Origin of the sequence: Pleomorphomonas sp. NRK KF1 (assembly GCF_023721755.1) — a bacterium.
In the GTDB taxonomy this organism is placed as follows: Bacteria; Pseudomonadota; Alphaproteobacteria; order Rhizobiales; family Pleomorphomonadaceae; genus Pleomorphomonas.
The window spans coordinates 695,532-716,189 of sequence record NZ_JAMDLH010000001.1 but is presented as its reverse complement, the minus strand read 5'-3'; the positions used below and the strand labels follow the sequence as shown (position 1 = coordinate 716,189).

The following is a 20,658-nucleotide window of genomic DNA, read 5'->3' as shown; positions in this document are numbered from 1 at the left end:
CACCGAGATCCTGACGCGCCGAACGCCGCCCGGCTCGTGGCAGGGCGGCGGCGTGGTTCGGGCCGGCGGTGCCGGCCCTTGGCTGTTGTGGTTACTCGGTGGCCTGGATGCGCGCGACGAGATCCTTCAACTTCGGATCGGTGATGAACTTGTCGTAGACAGGCTTCATTGCCTCGATGAACGGGGCCTTGTCGATCTGAGCCACGATCGCCCCGCCTTCACGCACCTTGGCTTCCGAAGCCTTCTCGCGGGCCGCCCACAGCTCGCGCATCTTGGGAACGCTGTCCTTTGCCGCCTGGCGGATGACCGCCTGATCCTCTGCCGAGAGCTTGTCATAGCTCGACTTGGCCATGACCAGCACTTCCGGCTGCAAGGAGTGCTCGGTCAGCGTGTAGTGCTGGGCGACCTCGAAGTGGCGGGTGGACTCATAGGACGGCCAGTTGTTCTCGGCGCCGTCGATGACGCCGGTCTGCAGGCCCGAGTAGACCTCGCCGAACGGCATTGGCGTCGGGTTGGTTCCCATGGCCTCGGCCGTGGCGACCCACATGTCCGACTGCTGGACGCGCAGCTTGAGACCCTTGAGGTCGTCGATCGAGGCGATGGGTTTCTTGGTGTAGATCGATCGGGCGCCGGAGTCATAGTAGCAGAGGGCGACCAGGCCCTTGGCCTCGAACGCCTTGAGGATTTCCTCGCCGATCGGTCCGTCGACGACATGATGCATATGGTCGACCGACTTGAACACAAAGGGCAGACCGAGCACCGACGTTTCGGGCACCACGTTGTTGAACTGCGCGGTGGAGACGCGGTTGAAATCGATAACGCCGAACTGCGTCTGCTCGATGGTGTCCTTTTCCGAGCCGAGAACGCCGTTGTTGAACTCCTGGATCTTGATGCGCCCGCCGGTCCTCTCCTCGACCAGCTTGCCCATGTAGATCACGGCCTCGACGGTCGGATAACCGTCCGGGTGAACGTCGGCGGCCTTGAACGTGATCGTATCGGCCATGGCGGTGCTTGCGAGCCCGACGGCTCCGACGACACCGAGAACGCAGGTGAATCCTCGCTTCATGCCTTCCTCCCTTTGGCGGCGTCATCAGCCGCGTCGCCCGCGATGACAGCTGGCGGGCACAGCCCCCTCGAACCGATCGCCGTGGCTCCTCAACCGTGCGGCGGGTCCGTTTCACAAAGCAAACGACCGGTCAGAGACCGGTCGGAAGGGCGCCGAAAACCTCGATGTCGCAGGCGGCTGCGCCCGAGAACTCGATGCGTCCCCGATCGCCGGGAACGACCTGATGTATGCCGGTGGTCATGCCGGTCAGCACGATGTCGCCGGCTCTCAGATGCCGCCCCCGCGTCGCCAGATGCTCGGCCAGGAACTGCAAGGCGGCGATCGGTCCGCCCATGACATTGGCCGCCGAGCCTTCGCCGGCGACACTGCCGTTGACGATCATGCGCGAGGTCAGCGTCGACAGTTCGGCAGTGCGCCAGCCGGGAATCTCGGGCCCGACGACGGCACCGGCGTTATTGCCGTGGTCCGAAACCACGGCAGTGGGGCCGAGATCGTTGAGGGTCGCCAACGGGCTTGAGGCGATTTCCGAGCCGGCGTGCAGGCCGGACAGTGCCTCCGTAATGGATTCAGCGGTAAAGGCTTCGTCGACAGGCAGGAGGTCGCGGGCGAAGACGGCGACGAACTCGGCCTCCAGCGCGGCGAAGCCTCCGGCGAATACCGGCATCCGGACGGTGCCGCCGTTGGGTAGATGCTGGATGTTGCCGGACATGATCGGGCCGGCGAGACGGCTGGCGCCAAGCGTTCCGCGCAGATCGGGACGAATACCGGCCACCTTCCAACCGGCAACGGCCCGCCCGCTCAAGGCGATCGCCCGCTCCTGAACGCGATAGGCGTCGGTCAGCGTTTCGGGAAGAGCGCCTGGAAACGCGTCGAGCGCTACGGCGGCGCGGCGCGCTTCGACGAACTGCGTGGCGATACGGTCGACGTCGGCTTCCTGCAGCCTCATGCTTGGTGTTCCCCTGACGGCCGTTGGTCCTTGAAGCCGGTCGGCGAGCAAATGGTCTTACCGGGCCTAAGGGTGGCGTTTTCTGTACCATACCGATGTGGTATGGCAGATGTCGAGCTAGAAAAACGGATACCGACTTTTTGACTGCGGATGTAGAAAGCGGGTGCCAGAAATGACAGCGGTTCTCCCGGACGGTTCCGAGGACTCGGCAGCGCGGCGTGTCGAGCGCGAGCTGCGCAAGGCAATCATCACGCTTGAGATTCAGCCGGGAGCTTCGCTGTCGGAAAAGGAACTCGCCGATCGTTATGGCGTGTCGCGGCAACCGGTGCGCGAGGCTTTGATCAATCTTGGCAAGGCGGGGCTCGTGGGTATCCAGCCGCGAAGGGGGACGTTTGTCGCCAAGATATCGCTCGATCTGATGCGTCAGGCTCGCTTCGTCCGTGAGTCGATCGAGGTCGCCGTGGTGCGCCGGGCCTGCGTGTCATTTGCCCCCGAGGTTCGTCAACGGATGGATGGCATTCTCGAGCGGCAGGCAGACCTTGCCGCAGCACATTCTCACTACGCTTTTCAGCGGGAAGACGAGGCTTTCCACGCCGCTCTTTCGGAGGGGGCCGGCTTCCCGACCGCCTGGGAAACCCTGGCCACCATCAAGGCGCACATGGATCGGGTGTGTCATCTGACCTTGCCGCTCCCGGAGACCTTGCCGAAACTGGTCGATGAGCATCGGCGGATTGTCGACGCCATCGATTGCCGCGATGCCGATCGGGCCGAGGTTGCGCTCAAGGTTCATCTGGATGGAATTCTCAAGGCATTGCCACGGGTTCGGGATCAGTTCGGCTTCCTGTTCTCGTGAGGTTTGGTTGCGAGAAATGATCCGTCTTGCAACATATTGATACTTTCTGCTGAAAACCGCCAAGTTTGATTGACGGCGAGGCCGCCTCGAACCTAGGTTCGCCATGGGTTGGGGAGGAGGCGGTCATGTTGGGTGAAAAGCAGCGGGTGGATGTCGCGGCGGTCGACGTCGGCGCCGGCAGTGGGCGCGTCATGCTGGCCTCCTTCGATGGCGACCGTATCGAGCTGACGGAGGCCCATCGCTTTGAAACGCCGCTCGGTGTCGATCTCGCAACCGGGTACGATTGCTGGGACAGCGAGGCGATCGTCCGGGAAATCCGCGCCGGGATCGATCGCGCCGATGAAATGGCTCCGATCGAAAGCGTCGGCTGCGACACCTGGGGTGTCGACTACGTGCTGCTGGACGAAGATCTGCGCCAGGTTGGCGTTTCGGTTGCCTATCGCGACGATCGCACCGCCGGAATGATCGACGAGGTGACGGCAATCATGCCGGCGGCGGAAATCTACCGGCGCACGGGCATCCATTTCCAGCCCTACAACACGCTCTATCAACTGCGCGCCACGGCGAAAGAGCATCCCGAGTGGCTCGCAGCCGCCCGACACCTTCTTTTCACGCCGGACTATCTTCACTTCCGCTTGTCGGGGGTCGTCTCCAACGAGTTCTCGATCTCGACCACTTCCCAGCTTCTGTCGCTCGCAACGCGAGATTGGGACCTCGATCTTCTAGACCTCGCCGGCGTCCGGCCGGGTCTCATGAAAAAGCCGGTGGAGCCGGGAACGATACTCGGGCCGATGACCGGCCGGGAAGGGCGGCGCCCTGTTCTCGTGATCGCGCCCGGTGGCCACGATACCGCGTCGGCGGTTGCAGCCGCCCCGATCGGAGGGGACGATGAGATTTTCCTGTCGTCCGGGACTTGGTCGCTGATGGGGCTGGAAAGCTCGGTTCCCTATGTTGGAGAACGTGCGCTCGACTTCAACATCGGCAATGAGGGCGGCGTTTGTAGCCGTTACCGCGTGCTCAAGAACCTGATGGGCCTTTGGCTCATCCAGCGGGTACGCAAGGAGTTCGGCGAACCGGCGTTCGGCGATCTTGTGGCCGCCGCCGCGGCGGCGCCCGCCTGGACGACCCTCGTCAATCCGGACGATCCGCGCTTCCTCAACCCCGCCTCCATGACCGCCACCATTCGGGCGCTTGCCGCCGAGCATGGCGAGCCGGTGCCGGAGGGGCTCGGCGCGGTGGCGCGAACGGTTTTCGACAGCCTTGCCCTCGACTACGCCAGGGTAAAGGACGAACTCGAAACGCTGACCGGCCGGCCGATGACTCACATCCGCATCATTGGTGGCGGATCGAAAAACGCTCTGCTCAATCAGCTTACGGCCGATGCGTGCGGCATTCCGGTCAGCGCCGGCCCCGTTGAAACGTCGGCCCTCGGTAACGCCGCGCTCCAGATGATGGGGCTCGGCGTGATCGGATCCCTTGACGAGGCCAGGAGCATCGTGCGCCGCTCGTTCGGGGTGACCGAGATCGCGCCGGCGGCTGTTGTTCCGCATGGTGTTCGCGACCGCTTCCGGTTGATGGTTCAGGCGACGCCGGCCGCTCATTGATCGGGCGCTTGCCTTCTCCGGCGCGCAGTCCCGGGAAAAGCGGGGCTTTATCATCCTATTTGCTAAGGGAAACATCGCACGTTAAGCGTTTCTTCACCTTGTCGTGAATGAGGCGATACAATAATCCAGTACTGTTCGCATCGTTACAGTGAAGCGGAAGGCTGCCGAGGGAGTGGGCCGCCGTTGTTGGTCCGGATCAGAGTCCTGGGGAGGAGGATGGTCGGTCGACGCGGCGGTGACTGGTGGAATCAGACTCAGAATCAATCCCTTTGGCGCCCGGCAGATCCTGTCGGGGCAACGGGAAGGCTTGTCTGCAGCCACCCTCCCTTGGTCGGGTTCCGTCGGGAGGACAAGATGTCAGCAGTCGCCAAGATGCCCCGTTCGCCGGGCGAATGGCTCGTCTGGATACTGATCGCCGTCGTCGGCGCCGGCGCTCTCGGCGTCGTCGCTCTCAGCCGCGGCGAAACGATCAATGCGCTGTGGCTGGTGGTCGCAGCCGTTGCCACCTATCTCGTCGCGTTCCGCTTTTACGCGCTCTATATCGTCAGCCGCGTCCTGGGCGCGGATCCCTCCCGCCGAACGCCGGCGGTTCGGCACAACGACGGCCTCGACTACGTCCCGACCGACAAATACGTGCTGTTCGGCCACCACTTCGCCGCCATCGCCGGCGCCGGCCCTCTGGTCGGTCCTGTGCTGGCCGCGCAGATGGGCTATCTGCCCGGCACCATGTGGCTGATCGCCGGCGTCATTTTCGCCGGCGCCGTCCAGGATCTGCTGATCCTGTTTGCCTCGACCCGCCGTGACGGCCGGTCGCTTGGCGACATGATCAAGACCGAGCTCGGCCCGCTACCCGGCGTCGTTGCCTCGATCGGCATCCTGATGATCATGATCATCCTGCTCGCCGTGCTGGCGCTCATCGTCGTCAAGGCGCTGGTCGGCAGCCCGTGGGGCACCTTCACGGTGTTCGCCACCATCCCGATCGCCATCCTCATGGGGCTCTACAGCCGGTTCTTCCGGCCAGGTCGCATTGGCGAGATGAGCCTCATCGGTGTCGTGCTGCTGCTGCTCGCCATCCTGTTCGGCCGCACCGTTGCGGAAAGCGAGATGCTGGCGCCGCTGTTCACCTACAAGGGCGAGGCGCTGGCGCTCATCCTGATCGGTTACGGCTTCGTCGCCTCGGTGCTGCCGGTTTGGTTCCTGCTCGCCCCGCGCGACTACCTGTCGACCTTCCTGAAGATCGGCACCATTCTGGCGCTGGCCATCGGCATCGTCTTTGTGATGCCCGAGATGAAGATGCCGGCGGTGACCAAGTTTGTCGACGGCACCGGCCCGGTGTTCTCCGGCAATCTCTTCCCGTTCCTGTTCATCACCATCGCTTGCGGCGCCATCTCCGGCTTCCACGCCCTGATCTCGTCGGGCACCACGCCCAAGATGATCGAGAGCGAGAGCCAGTTCCGCTTCATCGGTTATGGCGCGATGCTGATGGAAAGCTTCGTCGGCATCATGGCGTTGATCGCCGCCTCGGTCATCGAGCCCGGTGTCTATTTCGCCATGAACACGTCGGCCGGCGTCATCGGCACCACGGCCGATCAGGCGGCGCAGGTGATTTCGGGCTGGGATCCGCTGTTCACCGTCACGCCGGACATGCTGACGGAGATGGCAAAGAACGTCGGCGAGGCGACCATCCTGTCGCGAGCCGGCGGTGCGCCGACGCTTGCGGTGGGCATGGCGCATATCCTGTCGGGCGTGATCGGCGGCGTGGCGCTGATGCCGTTCTGGTATCATTTCGCCATCCTGTTCGAGGCGCTGTTCATCCTGACGACGGTCGACGCCGGCACGCGCGTCGCCCGCTTCATGATCCAGGATCTGATCGGTACGGCGGTTCCCGCCTTCCGCCAGACCCATAGCTGGACGGCCAATCTCGTCGCCACGGCGCTCGCCGTCGCCGCGTGGGGCTACTTCCTCTATCAGGGCGTCGTGGACCCCCTTGGGGGCATCAACACGCTGTGGCCGCTGTTCGGCATCGCCAACCAGATGCTGGCCGCGATCGCTCTCGCCTTCGCAGCGGTGATGCTGTTCAAGATGAAGCGTCAGGCCTATGCCTGGGTGGCGCTGGTGCCACTGACCTGGCTCTCCGTCTGCACGCTGACGGCCGGCTGGCAGAAGCTGTTCGATGGGCGCCCGGCAGTTGGTTTCATCGCCCAGGCCAACCGCTTCTCCAAGGCGATCGCCGAAGGCACGATTCTCGCTCCGGCCAAGACGGTGGAGGAGATGCAGCGGGTCGTCTTCAACCAGTGGGTCGACGCGGCGCTGACCGCCGTGTTCATGATCATTGTCGTCGGCATGCTGGTGTTCGGCGTGCAGGCGATGCTCAGGGCGCTGCGCGAGCAGAAGCCAACGGCCAGCGAGGTGGGCGATGACATGCCAGGTGTGCGGCCTCAGGCTACCTGATCCGCGAAAGGTGGGCCAGAAGCTCGCCCAGACGGCGCGGCTGATGGTCGGTGTTCCCGATTACGACACCTATGTCGCCCATCGGGGAGCCAACCATCCTGACGAGCCGGTCATGACGAAGGAAGAGTTCTTCCGCAACAGCCAGGAGCGCCGCTACGGCGGAGGCTCCAACGGCGGAGTGTTCCGCTGCTGCTGATGGTGAGCGTCTCAAGTGCGGCGCCGGCTTCTCCAGTGAAGAGGCCGGCGCCGTTATTTCGACAATCGTTCTTGCAATCCTCCCGCCTCGGCCTCCATGTTCGCGGAGGACAACATGAGGGATTGACCGATGCGGCTGTTGAACTGGGCGTTTCTCGGCGGTTTGTTTCTGTCTCTTGCCGGGCCGGCTGTGGCCGGGGAGATTTTCAGCTTCGATCAGGTGCGGGCCGGGCTGAAGTCCAACCGCATCCATCTCGTCGACGTTCGGGAGGCCGACGAGTTCGCGGTCAGTCATATTCCGGGCGCCGTCAACCTGCCTCTGTCGACCTTCAAGGCCGAACAGTTGCCGCCGCCATCCGATATTCCTGTCGTCCTGATGTGTCGTTCCGGCCGACGCGCCGGGCAGGCGGTGGACGTTGCCGAAGCCGCCGGGCGCTCGGATGTCGGCGTCTATCCCGGAAGCATGATCGAGTGGACGGAGAAGAACGGCCCGATCATCACCGGGCCGTAGCCGTCTCCATCCCCTGGCGTCAACGGACGCGGTGAACCCGCGCCTCCCAGCCGGCCAGCCGGCTTCCGTCCGAAGGCGTGGCCAGGTTGCCAAGCAGTCGTTCTCCGACCGTGACGCCGGCCGGAAGCTCGATCTCTATCGTCTCGCGCGAGAAGTTGAGCAGGACGAGCAAGGTCTCGCTTCCCAGCTTGCGGGTATAGGCGAACAGCTTGGAATGCGCCGGCGCAAGATCCTCGAAATCGCCGTAGACGAGGGCAGGGTGCGACCGGCGCAGCTTGGTTAGCTTCGCATAGTAATGGTAGATCGAGCCGGGGTCGGCCAGCGCCGCCTCGGCATTGATGCTTGCGGTATTGGGATTGACGGCGAGCCAAGCCTTTTCGGCGGAAGTAAAACCGCCGTTCGGCCCAGCATTCCATTGCATCGGCGTGCGAGAATGGTCGCGACTGGTGCGCGCCATGCCGTCAAGGAAGTCCTTTGCCGGCACTCGGCCGGTCAGCACTTCGGCTTTCCAGGCGTTCCGGACGGCAATGTCGTCGTATTGCTCGATCGACGTGAAGGGATAGTTGGTCATTCCCAACTCGTCGCCTTGGTAAATGAACGGCGTTCCGTGCAGCGTCATCAGCATCGTGGCTAGTAGTTTGGCCGATGGCACGCGCCAGGGCTCGGCGTCGTCACCGAAGCTGCTGACGAGACGGGCATTGTCGTGGTTGGCCAGGAAGACGGTGTTCCAGCCGTGGGGGCCGACGTTCTCCTCAAGGCGGCGGTAGATCGCTTTCAACTCGGGCAGCGCCCACGGTCTGTAACGATGGCCATCGTTGCAAAGACGGACGGCGTCGAAGCTGAAGATCATGTTCAGCTCGCCGCGCCGCTCGTCGACGAGGTCGAGCGTCTGCTCGGACGTGACGCCGAAGGCCTCGCCCACCGTCATCACGTCGTATTTCGAGAGAACTTCGCGGTTCATCTCCTGGAGGAACTCGTGCAGGCGCGGCCCCACCGCGTGGTAATACTCGGTGCGTTCGCGGTGCTCCGGCGGGTAATCGGGGAAGGTCTGCTCCTTGGAGATCATCGGAATGACATCCATGCGGAAGCCGTCAACACCCTTGTCGAGCCAGAAACGCATGAGGTCGTAGACCTCGGCGCGCACCTTGTCGTTCTCCCAGTTGAGGTCGGGCTGCTTGTCGGCGAAGAGATGCAGATAATACTCGCCGGTGGCCGGATCGAGCGTCCAGGCTGAACCGGAGAAATAGGAGCGCCAGTCGTTCGGCGGTCCGTCGCCGCGACCGGGGTGCCAGATATAGTAGTCGCGATAGGGATTGTCCTTCGACTTGCGGCTTTCGACGAACCAGACATGCTCGTCCGAGGAGTGGTTGACCACAAGGTCGACGATGAGGCGCATACCGCGCGCCTTGAGACCGGCGAGCAAGGCATCGAAATCGGCCATGGTGCCGAACTCGGCCATCACCTTGCGGTAGTCGCGAATGTCGTAGCCGTTGTCTGCATTGGGAGAGTCATAGTGTGGGCTGAGCCACACCACGTCGACGCCGAGGCCCTTGAGATAGTCGAGACGCGAGATGATGCCGGGGATGTCGCCGATCCCATCGCCGTTCGAGTCCTGAAAGGAGCGCGGATAGATCTGGTAGACGACGGCTTCCTTCCACCAACGGCGGCCGATGGGTTCTTCCTGTTCCGACATGGCTTTCTTCCTTTGCGCGCCTCTCAGGGCGCCCCGATGAGATCAACGCTAGCAAAAACGATTCATCACAACGAGGATGAAGTGACATGCTTGGCGGCTTCATGGCGAGGAAAAGCTGCGAACGTGACATCCAAAGCGCATTGAGAGGCGCTTTGTTTCAGTGTGTGAGATCAATCTTATCTCGACAATCCATTTGACGGATCAAAGCATCGACGATTGACTGTCGGACCGAAGACAGATGCACCGAACGCCAATGATCGATTCAGCGGCTTCGCCAGGGAGGGAACACCATGCAATACGCCCGGTTCGGAAAGTCGGGTCTCGAAGTCAGCCGAATCTGCTTCGGCTGCATGTCCTTTGGCAAGGTCACCGACGAGCGTCCCTGGGTGCTCGGTCTCGATGACGCGAGGCCGCTGTTCCGCCGCGCCTGGGAGGCCGGCATCAATTTCTTCGACACGGCCAACGTCTATGCGGCCGGCTCCAGCGAGGAAATTACCGGCACGATCCTCAAGGAACTGGCACCGCGCGAGGAAATCGTGCTGGCCACCAAGGTCTTTTTCCCGATGCGCTCCGGGCCGAATGGCCGGGGGCTTTCGCGCAAGGCCATCCTCGGAGAGATCGACAACAGCTTGAGGCGGCTCGATACCGATTACGTCGATCTCTATCAGATCCATCGCTTCGATCCCTTCACGCCGGTGGAGGAGACCATGGAGGCGCTGCACGACGTGGTGAAGGCCGGCAAGGCGCGCTACATCGGCGCTTCCTCGATGTTCGCCTGGCAGTTCGCCAAGATGCAGCACATTGCCGAACTCAACGGCTGGACCAAGTTCGTCTCGATGCAGAACCAGCTGAGCCTCGTCTATCGCGAGGAGGAGCGCGAGATGATGCCGCTCTGCCGCGATCAGGGCGTCGCCGTCATCCCCTGGAGCCCGCTCGGCGGCGGCAAGCTGACGCGCCCCTGGGGTACCGAGACCAAGCGCAACACCACCGATCGCCACAACAAGGGCATGTACGACCGCACCGAGGGCAACGCGCCGGAGGTGGTGGCGGCCGTCGAGAAGGTGGCGAAGGCGCACGGGCGTTCCATGGCCGAGGTGGCGCTGGCCTGGGTGCTTCAGGTGAACGGTGTGACGTCGCCGATCGTCGGCGTCAGCAAGATGCGGCATCTCGACGATGCGATTGCCGCCCTCGATCTCGTCCTCGATCCCGAGGAAGTCGCCGCCCTCGAAGCGCCGTACCAGACCTTCATGGTCACGTCGCTCTAGGAGCCGCATAGCCGGCTTGCCGATGGACAGCGGTGACGGGACAGGCTTTGCTTGTTCTGTTCCCGTGATCGCGCGACGAAGGAGGCCCCTTATGACGAAGCCGCTCAGCATTCCCGATCTCGCCGGTAAGGCCGTGCTCATCACGGGGGCTTCTTCCGGCATTGGCGCGGCCCTGGCGCGTGCCTTCGCCGAGCAAGGAGCGTCCGTTGGCGTTCACTACAACTCGTCCGCCGCTGCCGCCGAGGGGCTTTGTGCCGACATCCGCGCCGCCGGCGGCAAGGCGACGGCCGTTCATGGCGACGTCACCAAGCCGGCCGAGGTTGCCCGGGTGGTCGAGGAGACGGCCATGGCCTTCGGGCGGCTCGACGGCCTCATCAACAACGCCGGCGGCATGGTGGCGCGCATGCCCTACGCCGCCTTCGACGAGGCGGTGTTCGACGAGGTGATCGGTCTCAACGTCCGGTCCGTGCTGGTGGCTTCCCATGCCGCATTGCCTTTCCTCAAGGCGCAGCAGGGATTCATCGTCAACACCACGTCGATCGCCGCCCGCACCGGCGCCAGCCTCGGCGCCGGTCCCTACGGTTCGGCCAAGGCGTTCATCGAGAACGTGACGCGCGGCATGGCCAAGGAGTTCGCGCCCTTCGGCGTCCGCGTCAACGCGGTGGCGCCGGGAATCGTAGAGACGCCATTTCATGAGCGCTACTCCGATCAGGCCTATCTGGAAGCGATGCGCGTCACCATCCCGCTGCAGCGCCTCGCCAAACCGGAAGACATGGTCGGACCCTACCTGTTCCTCGCCTCCGAGAGCCTGTCCGGCTACATGATCGGCCAGGTCCTTGAGGCGAATGGCGGTCAACTGATGACCTGACGTCCTACCGCGATGTCATGCGCCTGAAACTTCGGAGACAATGATGGGAAGCAAGATCGTCTTCACCGGCGGCTCGGGCAAGGCTGGCCGCCATGTGGTGCCCTATCTCAAGGCAAAAGGGCACGATGTCTTCAATCTCGACCTCAAGCCGCTCGACTGCCCCGGCGTGACGACGCTCGCCTGCGACCTGACCGATGCCGGCCAGGTCTACAGCGCTCTGTCGATGCATTTCGATTTCGACAGCCTCGCCAGCGGTTCCCGCCCGGTGCTGCCCGACGCGGTCGTGCATTTCGCGGCGGTGCCGCGCATCCTGCTGACGCCGGACAATCACACCTTCCAGACCAACGTGATGTCGACCTACAACGTCATCGAGGCGGCGATGAAGCTCGGCATCCGCAAGGTGATCATCGCCTCGAGCGAGACGACCTTCGGCGTCTGCTTTGCCGAGGGCGACAAGGACTTCCACCAGTTCCCGCTGACCGAGGACTACGACACCGACCCGATGGACAGCTACGGCCTGTCCAAGGTGGTGAACGAGAAGACGGCGCGCGCCTTCGCCATGCGTTACGACGCCGACATCTACGCGCTCAGGATCGGCAACGTCATCGAGCCGCACGAATACGCCAACTTCCCCGGCTTCATGGAAGATCCGCTGACGCGCAAGCGCAACGCCTGGAGCTATATCGACGCTCGCGATCTCGGCGAGATCGTCCACCTCGCCATCGGCAAGAGCGGGCTGGGCTTCCAGGTGTTCAACGCCGTCAACGACACGATCACCGCCCGCGAGCCGACCGAGGCTTTCCTCAAGAAGGTTTGCCCGAACACCCCGCACAGCCGGCCGCTCGTCGGCAACGAAGCGCCGATCTCAAACGAGAAGATTCGTTCCGTGCTCGGCTTCAAGGAGCAGCACGACTGGCGGAAGTATGTGAGCTGACGTCGACGAAAGGGGCGGCGCCGCCTGTCAGGCCGCTGCCTCTTTCTCGTCTTCGACGCTCGGAGCGGCGATCAGCAGATCCATGAAGGCCTTCGGCGCGCCGTCGAGGATGACCTCGTCGCCGCTGCCGGCGAGCGAGGCAACCGCCAGCTCCCAGCACATCTGCGGTTCGGCAAGGCGAACGACGCCGAGTGTTTCGGCCTCCGCCTCGGCGATCGCCTCGGGGACGAGTGCGACGCCGAGCCCGCGCGAGACCAGTTCGATCAGCGTGCCGAGGTCATTCACCTCGAAGGCGACACGACGTTCGACGCCGGCATGGCGAAACCCGGTGTCGACCAGCTGGCGCGTGCCCCAGGCCTGCTCGAAATCGACGAAGGGCTCGTCGCGGAAGGCCGAAAGCGGAACGTCGGTACGGCCGGCCAGCGGATGATTTTTCGAGCAGATGGCGACGAGGTATTCGCAGGCGATCATCTTGGTGGCGATGCCGCGCGGCGCCTCGATCAGCGGCACGATGGCGAGGTCGATGGCGCCGGACCGTATCTTGTCGACGAGATGGTCGGCATTGCCCTGGCAGAGGCGGACTTCGATACCGGGGTAGAGTTCGTGGAACGAGGCAAGAAGGGCCGGCAGGTCGACGAAGGCCGGCAGGCTCTGCACCGTGCCGATGGCAAGGCGTCCGCGCGTCAGCCCCTGTACGGCGGCAACCGCGTCGCGCGCTTCGCGTACGGCTTCAAGGGCGAGGCGCGCCTTGTCGAGAAAGACACGGCCGGCGGCCGTGAGCTGGACCTGGCGCGTGTTGCGCATGAACAGCTTGGCGGCAAGTTCCTCTTCAAGCGCGCGGATCGATGTCGACAGCGCCGACTGCACGATGTTGACGCGGCGAGCGGCGCGGGTGAAGTGCATCTCCTCGGCGACGGCGACGAAATGCTGCAGTTGGCGTAGTTCCATTTGGGTCCGCTTTATTGTGCTTATGGAGAGATCAATACATATCGCGCATTCGGAATGGAAGATTAAAAGTCCGGCAGTCCGACTTGTCGAATGAGCGCGGCGCGGCTGGACCGGCAGGGGTGTGCGGTGTATGCAAACCGCCGTCAAAGACGCGCTGCCGCGACCGGAGTCCCAACCGATGTTTTCACGTGCCCTGCTGTTCGACATGGATGGAACGCTGACCGACAGCGACCCTTTCCATCACGAAGCCTTCGTGGAGTTCGGCAGGGCCTATGGCGTCGACATCGATGAGCCGACCTTTCTGAAATACGTTTCCGGTCAGGCCAATTCTTTGATTTTCAAGAATCTTTTTCCGCATGTCGCGGAGGCGGAGCACCCGCGCCTTGCCGACGAGAAGGAAGCGCTGTTCCGGCGGCTGATCGTCGGTCGGCTCCAGCCGATCGATGGATTGATCGATGTGCTGAACTGGGCTGTGGAGCACAAGGTCGGGCTGGCCGTCGTTTCCAACGCGCCGCGTCCCAACGTGAGCGACATGCTGGCCCAGCTCGGTGTTGCCGAGTATTTCCACACCATCGTGATCGGCACGGAGCTGGAGCGGGGCAAGCCCGATCCGCTGCCTTACCTCACCGGCCTCGAACGGCTCGGCGTTTCCGCCGACCGGGCGATCGCCTTCGAAGACGCGCCGCCGGGGTTGCGGGCGGCTCACGCGGCCAAGATCGCCACGGTGGGGCTGACCACGACGCTCGACGAGGCGACGGTGAAGCAGAATGGCGCCGACATCGCCGTGCCCGACTATCGGGCCCCGGCGTTGTGGGAGCTGATCGCAAGGGTCATCGGGTAGGAGAGGGCGGAGAAACCGCCCTCGTCATTCGGCGATCAACAGCTCGTCGTCGTCGAGAGTCTGGCCACGAACGCGGCGGAACATGTCGATGAGGTCCTCGACGTCGAGATTGCGGCGGTTGTTGCCTTCGACGTCGAGCACGATCTCGCCACCGTGCAGCATGATGGTCCGGTCGCCGTAATCGAGCGCTTGCCGCATCGAATGCGTCACCATCAGCGTTGTCAGCTTGTTGGCGCCGACGATCTTCTCTGTGAGCTTCATCACGAATTCGGCCATGCCCGGATCGAGGGCGGCGGTGTGCTCGTCGAGCAGCAGCACGTCGCAGCCGGCCATCATGGCCATCACCAGCGACACGGCCTGGCGCTGCCCGCCGGACAGCATGGCCATGCGGTCGGTCATGCGGTTTTCAAGACCGAGATCGAGCTCGGCAATGCGCTCGCGGAAGAGCTTGCGACGGTGATGGCCGAGCGCCAACTTGAGGCCGCGCCGCTGCCCCCGCTTGTAGGCAAGCGCAAGGTTCTCCTCGATCGACAGGGCGCCGCACGAGCCGGCGAGCGGATCCTGGAAGACGCGCGCAACGCGCCCGGCGCGGGCGGCGGTGGGCAGCTTGGTGACATCGGCCTCGCCGATGCGCACGCTGCCTTCGACGGGGATGACATCGCCGGCCAGCACGCCGAGCAGGGTCGACTTGCCGGCGCCGTTGGAGCCGATGACGGTGGTGAAGGCGCCTTCCTTGATGGTCAGGGATACGCCGGCCAGCGCTTTCTTTTCGAGCGGCGTACCGCGCCCGAACACGACGTGGATGTTGTCGAGGACGATCATGACGAGAGCACTCCCCGCTTGAGGCGCGGCAGCACCAACGCGAAGGTGACGAGGACGGCCGTGACCAAGTTCAGATCGGATGCCTGCAGGCCGAGCGAGTCGCTCGACAGGGCCAACTGGATGGCAATGCGGTAGACGATGGAGCCGACGACGCAGCCGATCAGGGCGATCAGAATGCGGCGGGTACCGAACAGCGTCTCGCCGATGATCACCGCGGCGAGGCCGACGACGATGGTGCCGACACCCGAAGTGACGTCGGCAAAGCCGTTGGTCTGGGCGAACAGTGCGCCGCCGAGCGCGACCAGGGCGTTGGAAAGGGCGATGCCGAGATAGATCTGGCGGTCGGTGTTGATGCCCTGGGCGCGGGCCATGCGGGCATTGGCGCCCGTGGCGCGCATTGCGAGACCGGCGTCGCTCTCCAGGTAGCGCCAGACGACGATCAGCGCCACGATGGCCAAGACCAGAAGGAACAACGGCCGCACCATGAAGTCCCTGAGGCCGTTGCCGTAAAATGGGGTCAGCATGGTGTCGACGGACAGCAGCGCCACGTTCGGCCGGCCCATCACGCGAAGATTGACCGAGAACAAGGCGATCATGGTCAGGATCGAGGCGAGCAGGTTCAGGATCTTGAAACGGACGTTGAGCGCCGCCGTCACCAGCCCGGCCAGCGCGCCGGCCAACATGGAGACCGCGGCGGCGAACCAGGGATTGACGCCGGCCATGATCAGCACGGCCGTCACGGCGGCACCGAGCGGGAACGTGCCGTCGACGGTGAGGTCCGGGAAGTCGAGGACGCGGAAGGCGAGATAGACGCCGAGCGCGACGAAGGCATAGACGAGGCCGAGTTCGACGGCCCCCCAAAGGGCGATTTGACTCACGCTCAACGATCCTCAGTGCTGGATATCCCGAAATGGAGTGTTGAGCCAACTTGGCGCCAACGGGATATCCCGGCCGGAAAACCGGCCTTTCTCGTGGAGACGCGCCCCGTCGCGATCGGCGACGGGGCGCGACGTCCTGGTTACTCGATCACCTTGGTGGCACGGGCGACCACGGCTTCCGGCAGGGTCACGCCCATCTTGGTGGCGGCCGACTTGTTGACGACGAGGTCGGTGCCCTTGGCGACGGTGGCGGGAATGTCGCCGACGGTCTCGCCCTTCAGCACGCGCACGACGATGGCGCCGGTCTGCTTGCCGACATCGTAGTAGTTGAAGCCGAGCGCGGCGATGGCGCCGCGCGCCACGCTGTCGGTGTCAGCCGTGAACAGCGGCAGCTTCGACTCCTCGGCGACGCCGACCGCCGACTCCAGGGCGGAGATGATGGTGTTGTCGGTCGGGACGTAGACGGCATCGGCCTTTCCGACCAGCGCGCGCATGGCACCCTGCACCTCGGCCGTCTTGGTGGCGGCGGACTCGATCACTTCGACGCCGGCCTTTTCGGCTTCCGCCTTGAGGGCAGCCAGCAGCGACACCGAGTTGGCTTCGCCCGAGTTGTAGAGGAAGCCCAGCTTTTTCACGTTCGGCAGGATTTCCTTGATAAGCGCGATGTGTTCGGCGACCGGTGACATGTCGGAGAGGCCGGTGACGTTGCCGCCCGGCTTGTCCATGTTCTTCACGAGCTGGGCGCCGACCGGATCGGACACTGCGGAGAAGACGATCGGGATGTCGCGCGTGGCCGCGGCAACCGCCTGGGCCGACGGGGTCGAGATCGGCACGATCACGGTGGGCTCTTCGCCGGCGAACTGACGGGCGATCTGAGCTGCGGTGGCAGCATTGCCCTGAGCGGACTTGTAGACGAAGGTCAGATTCTCGCCTTCCTTGTATCCGGCGGCTTCCAGCGCATTTTTGACGCCGTCGCGAACGGCGTCGAGCGCCGGATGCTCGACGATGGCGGTCACGTCGACCGTCACGTTTTCGGCATGGACCGGCAGGACCGCCGCAACGCTGGCGGCGAGAGCAAACAACAAGGCACGCATCGAACTTCCTCCGTCAGGGTCTTCGGCCGATCTCTGGCCGGGGTTTTGGACGGTCTTAGGTAATCCCGATGAGTGAATCAAGCGCGGGAAATGCCGAGTGCGCACGAATTGATCGTCAGCCCGGGGCTTTGCGACGAAAAGCGCCATATGTTGCCTTTTTGGTCGCCCATATGCCGTCCGGATCGGCATAAATCGACCGCTTGATAGATATTGCGAGTAAATGAGCTATTTTGACCAAATCTGCGATCGGCAGATTGACGCTCCATGCCGCCCGGACTTATGGTCTGGGCATGCTGAAGGAAGAACGCTTCAACCTGATCCTGAAGGCCGTCGAAGGACGCGATGCCGTGTCCTACGAGGAGCTTCTGACCATGGTCGACGCGTCCGGCGCAACGCTGCGTCGCGACGTCGATCAGCTTTGCGAGGCCGGACGCATCCGCAAGGTGCGTGGCGGCGTGGCGCCTCTGATGGCAGCCGGCCGGCCGCTCGCGTCCTATTTTTTTGGCGTGCAGGCGCAGCGCGCCGCCGCGGCGAAGGAGGCGATCGCGCGCCGGGCGGTGGAGCTGGTATCGACGCCGGACACCTTGATCCTCTATGGCGGGTCCACCGTTGCTCGTTTTTCGGAAATGCTGCCGGCCGTGGGGCTGACCGTGCTGACTGACTCGCTGCCGGTGGCCAATCATCTTGCCTTCAAGACCGACAATCGCGTCTTCCTTACCGGCGGCGAGGTGCTGGCCCAGCAGGGCATCGTGCTCAGCCCCTTCGATGATCCGCCGGCGTTTCACGTTGCCGCCAGCACATTCTTCATCGGCTGCCACGCCGTCGGGCCGGCCGGGATCATGGAGGACGATCCGTTGCCGCTGAGGGCGGCGCGGGCGCTGCGGCGACAGGCGGCGCGCCTCGTCGTGCTGGCCGACAGCACCAAGTTCGGCGAAGCGCGCAGCCTTGTGGTGTTCCCGCTTTCCGAAGTCGATGTCTTCGTGACCGACGAAGGGATCTCAGACGGCGATCGGCGCATGCTGGAGGATGCCGGCGTTGAAGTGCTGATTGCGCCGCTCGACCACGACACCCGGGACGAAGCTCCGGCGGAAGGGACGGCCGTTCCGTCCGTGCCTCAGGAGGCAACCGAAAAATGACTGACGATCGCGACCTGCGCGAGGAGATGATCGCGACCTGCCTCAGGATGAATGCATCCGGGCTGAACATCGGCGCGGCCGGCAACCTCAGCGTTCGGGTCGAGGGCGGATTGCTGATCACGCCATCCGGCATCGCCTACGACAAGATGCGGCCGGAGCAGATCGTCGAGATGGACTGGGAGGGACGCTATTACGGCGACTTCGTTCCCTCGTCCGAGTGGCGCTTTCACTACGACATCCTGAAGGCACGGCCCGACGTCGACGCGGTGCTGCACAGCCACGCCGTCAACTGCTCCATCCTCGCCTGTTGTCGGCTCGACATACCGCCTGTCCACTACATGATCGGCGTTTCCGGCGGCGACGTGGTGAAGTGCTCGGGCTATGCGCCATTCGGTACGGCCGAGCTGTCGGTCGAAGCGCTCTCGGCGCTGGAGGACCGGATGGCCTGTCTTCTGGGAAACCATGGCGTCATCGCGCTGGGCAAGACGCCGGCCAAGGCCTTCGCCGTTCTCGAGGAGGTCGAGAACCTGGCGCGCGTCTACATCGGCACGCGCATGCTGGGCGGCGGCGTGATCCTCGGCAAGGAGGAGATGACCGTCGTGCTGGAGCGCTTCAAGAGCTACGGCAAGCAGGCCGACGAGGCCGTCGACACCGCGGTCAAGAACAGGGTTGAGCCACCGCCGCATGGCGGATCGAAGCGCCTCTGAAGCCGGGCGGGAGGTTGGCCTGGGCAAAGGTATCGGGAGGAAGGGAGAGAGACATGAACGGCGTTTTCAAGAATCTGCCGAAGCTCGGCATCCGCCCGGCCATCGACGGCCGGCGCAATGGTGTGCGCGAGAGCCTCGAAGACCAGACGATGGGCATGGCCAAGGCGGTGGCCGAGCTCGTCACGGCGACGTTGCGCCATCCCACCGGGGAGCCGGTCGAGTGCGTGATCGCCGATACCACCATCGGCGGCGTCTCGGAGGCCGCGGCTTGCGCGGAAAAGTTCGCCCGTGAGAATGTCGGTGTTTCGCTGACCGTCACACCCTGCTGGTGCTACGGCTCCGAGACCATGGACATGGATCCCCTGATGCCCAAGGCGGTCTGGGGGTTCAACGGGACCGAACGTCCGGGGGCCGTGTATCTCGCCGCCGTGCTGGCCGCGCACAATCAGAAGGGACTGCCGGCCTTCGGCATCTACGGATCCGAAGTTCAGGACGGATCGGATCGCACTATTCCTGACGACGTGCGAGACAAGATCCTGCGTTTCGTGCGCGCCGGCATCGCGGTGGCCACCATGCGCGGCCGCAGCTATCTCTCGATGGGCGCTGTATCGATGGGCATCGCCGGCTCGATCGTCGATGCCGACTTCTTCCAGCGTTATCTCGGTATGCGAACCGAGTACATCGACATGAGCGAGTTCCAGCGGCGGCTGCAGCTCTCCATCTACGATCCGGTCGAATACGAGAAGGCGCTCGCCTGGACGCTCGAGAACTGCAAGGAGGGCTATGACCCCAACGGCGACAAGGCGTCGGATGACGCGCGCAAGCGCTGGGAGTGGGAGACGTCGGTCAAGATGTGTCTCATCGCCCGCGACCTGATGGTGGGCAATCCTCGTCTCGCAGAGCTCGGTTACGTCGAGGAGTCATGTGGTCACCATGCCATCGCCGCCGGCTTCCAGGGGCAGCGGCAGTGGACCGACTTCATGCCGAATGGCGACTTCATGGAGACCATGCTGAACACGTCGTTCGATTGGAACGGTCCGCGTCAGCCGCTGATCCTCGCCACGGAAAACGACTGCCTCAATGGCGTCGGCATGCTGTTCGGCAATCTCCTGACGGCGCGGGCGCAGATCTTCTCTGATGTTCGCACTTACTGGAGTCCGGATGCGATCAAGCGCGTCTCAGGTCATGTGGTGGACGGCGCGGCGGCGGGCGGTCTCATCCACCTCATAAACTCGGGCGCCACCTGTCTCGATGGCGCCGGCGAGATGATGGTCGACAACAAACCGGGCATCAAGCCGTTCTGGGAGGTGACGGAGACCGATCAGGCACGCACGCTTGAGGCAACGCGCTTCTGTCAGGCCAATCACGGTTACTTCCGGGGCGGCGGCTGGTCGACCGACTTTGCCACGCGCGGCGGCATGCCGGTGACCATGACGCGTTTGAGCCTGGTGGCCGGCATCGGGCCGGTGTTGCAGATCGCGGAAGGCGAGACGGTGGCGTTGCCGGAGCGTGTGCACGACATTCTGGACAAGCGAACCGATCCGACGTGGCCGACCACATGGTTCGCGCCGCGGCTGACGGGGGAGGGGCCTTTCAAGTCGGTATACAAGGTCATGGCAGCCTGGGGAGCCAACCATGGGGCCATTTCCTATGGCCATATCGGCGCCGACTTGATCGCGCTCGCGTCCATGCTGCGCATTCCCGTCGCCATGCACAATGTGGGAGAGGACGCCATCTTCCGACCGAGCGCCTGGTCGATGTTCGGCATGGACCCGGAAGGCTCCGACTTCCGGGCCTGCGGGACATTCGGGCCGCTTTACGGCTGACAGAACATAAGGACGGCTGC

The 20,658-nt window shown here is 64.0% G+C and carries 19 protein-coding genes; 12 read left to right on the top strand and 7 right to left on the bottom strand.

The genetic code is table 11. The features are described 5' to 3' along the window. Positions 1-91 precede the first annotated feature (91 nt). Together M4J39_RS03315 and M4J39_RS03310 are read right to left on the bottom strand one after the other, a co-directional pair. A complete protein-coding gene (locus M4J39_RS03315; protein ID WP_251726368.1) occupies positions 92-1,066 on the bottom strand; it encodes a TRAP transporter substrate-binding protein in 975 nt (324 codons plus the stop codon). A 130-nt stretch (positions 1,067-1,196) separates the two neighbouring features. Further along, complete coding sequence (locus M4J39_RS03310; RefSeq protein ID WP_251726367.1) at positions 1,197-2,012, bottom strand: 2-keto-4-pentenoate hydratase; 816 nt, start codon at positions 2,010-2,012, stop codon at positions 1,197-1,199. A 172-nt stretch (positions 2,013-2,184) separates the two neighbouring features. Between M4J39_RS03310 and M4J39_RS03305 the strand changes: the two genes are divergently transcribed. The 5 genes from M4J39_RS03305 to M4J39_RS03285 all read left to right on the top strand — a co-directional run bounded on the left by M4J39_RS03305 (position 2,185) and on the right by M4J39_RS03285 (position 7,626). Next, positions 2,185-2,865, top strand: a complete 681-nt coding sequence (locus M4J39_RS03305; protein WP_251726366.1) for a GntR family transcriptional regulator — start codon at positions 2,185-2,187, stop codon at positions 2,863-2,865. Positions 2,866-2,990: 125 nt separating this feature from the next. Further along, a complete protein-coding gene (gene rhaB / locus M4J39_RS03300) occupies positions 2,991-4,469 on the top strand; it encodes a rhamnulokinase (RefSeq protein WP_251726365.1) in 1,479 nt (492 codons plus the stop codon). A gap of 354 nt (positions 4,470-4,823) precedes the next feature. Then, positions 4,824-6,920: a carbon starvation CstA family protein gene (locus M4J39_RS03295; RefSeq protein WP_305884116.1), complete on the top strand. Its 2,097-nt coding sequence runs from the start codon at positions 4,824-4,826 to the stop codon at positions 6,918-6,920. After that, entirely contained in the window at positions 6,886-7,116 is a 231-nt protein-coding gene (locus tag M4J39_RS03290) for a YbdD/YjiX family protein (RefSeq protein ID WP_251726364.1), read from the top strand. The genes M4J39_RS03295 and M4J39_RS03290 overlap by 35 nt, the downstream gene beginning before the upstream one ends. A 129-nt stretch (positions 7,117-7,245) precedes the next feature. After that, entirely contained in the window at positions 7,246-7,626 is a 381-nt protein-coding gene (locus M4J39_RS03285; protein WP_251726363.1) for a rhodanese-like domain-containing protein, read from the top strand. 19 nt (positions 7,627-7,645) lie between these two features. On the opposite strand, the gene M4J39_RS03280 is transcribed toward M4J39_RS03285, so the two are convergent. Then, on the bottom strand, positions 7,646-9,319 hold the full coding sequence (locus M4J39_RS03280; protein WP_251726362.1) for an alpha-glucosidase: 1,674 nt from the start codon (positions 9,317-9,319) through the stop codon (positions 7,646-7,648). 290 nt (positions 9,320-9,609) lie between these two features. Here M4J39_RS03280 and M4J39_RS03275 point away from each other — a divergent pair, with 290 nt between their 5' ends. The 3 genes from M4J39_RS03275 (at position 9,610) to M4J39_RS03265 (ending at position 12,386) form a co-directional block, all read left to right on the top strand. Further along, positions 9,610-10,584: an aldo/keto reductase gene (locus tag M4J39_RS03275; RefSeq protein ID WP_251726361.1), complete on the top strand. Its 975-nt coding sequence runs from the start codon at positions 9,610-9,612 to the stop codon at positions 10,582-10,584. 91 nt (positions 10,585-10,675) lie between these two features. Beyond that, positions 10,676-11,452 (top strand): SDR family NAD(P)-dependent oxidoreductase, encoded by a 777-nt coding sequence (locus M4J39_RS03270; protein ID WP_251726360.1) that lies wholly within the window; start codon positions 10,676-10,678, stop codon positions 11,450-11,452. A gap of 43 nt (positions 11,453-11,495) precedes the next feature. Next, positions 11,496-12,386, top strand: coding sequence for an NAD(P)-dependent oxidoreductase (locus tag M4J39_RS03265; protein WP_251726790.1), 891 nt, complete (start codon positions 11,496-11,498; stop codon positions 12,384-12,386). Between the two features lie 27 nt (positions 12,387-12,413). Here the strand turns inward: M4J39_RS03265 and M4J39_RS03260 are convergent, their stop codons facing one another. Beyond that, positions 12,414-13,334 (bottom strand): LysR family transcriptional regulator, encoded by a 921-nt coding sequence (locus M4J39_RS03260; protein WP_251726359.1) that lies wholly within the window; start codon positions 13,332-13,334, stop codon positions 12,414-12,416. Positions 13,335-13,512: 178 nt separating this feature from the next. On the opposite strand from M4J39_RS03260, the gene M4J39_RS03255 reads away from it, so the two are divergent. Further along, positions 13,513-14,175 (top strand): HAD family phosphatase, encoded by a 663-nt coding sequence (locus tag M4J39_RS03255; protein ID WP_251726358.1) that lies wholly within the window; start codon positions 13,513-13,515, stop codon positions 14,173-14,175. A 24-nt stretch (positions 14,176-14,199) separates the two neighbouring features. Here M4J39_RS03255 and M4J39_RS03250 read toward each other — a convergent pair whose 3' ends face one another. The 3 genes from M4J39_RS03250 to M4J39_RS03240 form a co-directional block, all read right to left on the bottom strand. Continuing rightward, positions 14,200-14,997 carry an ABC transporter ATP-binding protein gene (locus M4J39_RS03250; RefSeq protein WP_251726357.1) on the bottom strand — a complete coding sequence of 266 codons (798 nt, stop codon included), beginning with the start codon at positions 14,995-14,997 and terminating at the stop codon, positions 14,200-14,202. Beyond that, positions 14,994-15,875, bottom strand: a complete 882-nt coding sequence (locus tag M4J39_RS03245) for an ABC transporter permease (protein ID WP_251726356.1) — start codon at positions 15,873-15,875, stop codon at positions 14,994-14,996. The genes M4J39_RS03250 and M4J39_RS03245 overlap by 4 nt, the downstream gene beginning before the upstream one ends. Positions 15,876-16,015: 140 nt before the next feature. Further along, positions 16,016-16,969, bottom strand: a complete 954-nt coding sequence (locus M4J39_RS03240) for an ABC transporter substrate-binding protein (RefSeq protein ID WP_251726355.1) — start codon at positions 16,967-16,969, stop codon at positions 16,016-16,018. 290 nt (positions 16,970-17,259) lie between these two features. Here M4J39_RS03240 and M4J39_RS03235 point away from each other — a divergent pair, with 290 nt between their 5' ends. Genes M4J39_RS03235 through M4J39_RS03225 form a run of 3 tightly spaced genes read left to right on the top strand, consistent with a single transcriptional unit; the run spans position 17,260 to position 20,638 of the window. Next, positions 17,260-18,105: a DeoR/GlpR family DNA-binding transcription regulator gene (locus tag M4J39_RS03235; protein WP_251726354.1), complete on the top strand. Its 846-nt coding sequence runs from the start codon at positions 17,260-17,262 to the stop codon at positions 18,103-18,105. Further along, positions 18,102-18,812, top strand: coding sequence for a class II aldolase/adducin family protein (locus M4J39_RS03230; protein ID WP_251726353.1), 711 nt, complete (start codon positions 18,102-18,104; stop codon positions 18,810-18,812). Before M4J39_RS03235 ends, M4J39_RS03230 begins: the two co-directional genes overlap by 4 nt. Positions 18,813-18,865: 53 nt before the next feature. Then, positions 18,866-20,638: an L-fucose isomerase gene (locus M4J39_RS03225; protein WP_251726352.1), complete on the top strand. Its 1,773-nt coding sequence runs from the start codon at positions 18,866-18,868 to the stop codon at positions 20,636-20,638. The last annotated feature ends 20 nt before the right edge of the window (positions 20,639-20,658 follow it).

Coding starts and splice junctions, on each gene's coding strand:
- M4J39_RS03315 (WP_251726368.1), bottom strand. CDS start 1,066: ATGAAGCGAGGATTCACCTGCGTTCTCGGTGTCGTCGGAGCCGTCGGG.
- M4J39_RS03310 (WP_251726367.1), bottom strand. CDS start 2,012: ATGAGGCTGCAGGAAGCCGACGTCGACCGTATCGCCACGCAGTTCGTC.
- M4J39_RS03305 (WP_251726366.1), top strand. CDS start 2,185: ATGACAGCGGTTCTCCCGGACGGTTCCGAGGACTCGGCAGCGCGGCGT.
- rhaB (WP_251726365.1), top strand. CDS start 2,991: ATGTTGGGTGAAAAGCAGCGGGTGGATGTCGCGGCGGTCGACGTCGGC.
- M4J39_RS03295 (WP_305884116.1), top strand. CDS start 4,824: ATGTCAGCAGTCGCCAAGATGCCCCGTTCGCCGGGCGAATGGCTCGTC.
- M4J39_RS03290 (WP_251726364.1), top strand. CDS start 6,886: ATGACATGCCAGGTGTGCGGCCTCAGGCTACCTGATCCGCGAAAGGTG.
- M4J39_RS03285 (WP_251726363.1), top strand. CDS start 7,246: ATGCGGCTGTTGAACTGGGCGTTTCTCGGCGGTTTGTTTCTGTCTCTT.
- M4J39_RS03280 (WP_251726362.1), bottom strand. CDS start 9,319: ATGTCGGAACAGGAAGAACCCATCGGCCGCCGTTGGTGGAAGGAAGCC.
- M4J39_RS03275 (WP_251726361.1), top strand. CDS start 9,610: ATGCAATACGCCCGGTTCGGAAAGTCGGGTCTCGAAGTCAGCCGAATC.
- M4J39_RS03270 (WP_251726360.1), top strand. CDS start 10,676: ATGACGAAGCCGCTCAGCATTCCCGATCTCGCCGGTAAGGCCGTGCTC.
- M4J39_RS03265 (WP_251726790.1), top strand. CDS start 11,496: ATGGGAAGCAAGATCGTCTTCACCGGCGGCTCGGGCAAGGCTGGCCGC.
- M4J39_RS03260 (WP_251726359.1), bottom strand. CDS start 13,334: ATGGAACTACGCCAACTGCAGCATTTCGTCGCCGTCGCCGAGGAGATG.
- M4J39_RS03255 (WP_251726358.1), top strand. CDS start 13,513: ATGTTTTCACGTGCCCTGCTGTTCGACATGGATGGAACGCTGACCGAC.
- M4J39_RS03250 (WP_251726357.1), bottom strand. CDS start 14,997: ATGATCGTCCTCGACAACATCCACGTCGTGTTCGGGCGCGGTACGCCG.
- M4J39_RS03240 (WP_251726355.1), bottom strand. CDS start 16,969: ATGCGTGCCTTGTTGTTTGCTCTCGCCGCCAGCGTTGCGGCGGTCCTG.
- M4J39_RS03235 (WP_251726354.1), top strand. CDS start 17,260: ATGCTGAAGGAAGAACGCTTCAACCTGATCCTGAAGGCCGTCGAAGGA.
- M4J39_RS03230 (WP_251726353.1), top strand. CDS start 18,102: ATGACTGACGATCGCGACCTGCGCGAGGAGATGATCGCGACCTGCCTC.
- M4J39_RS03225 (WP_251726352.1), top strand. CDS start 18,866: ATGAACGGCGTTTTCAAGAATCTGCCGAAGCTCGGCATCCGCCCGGCC.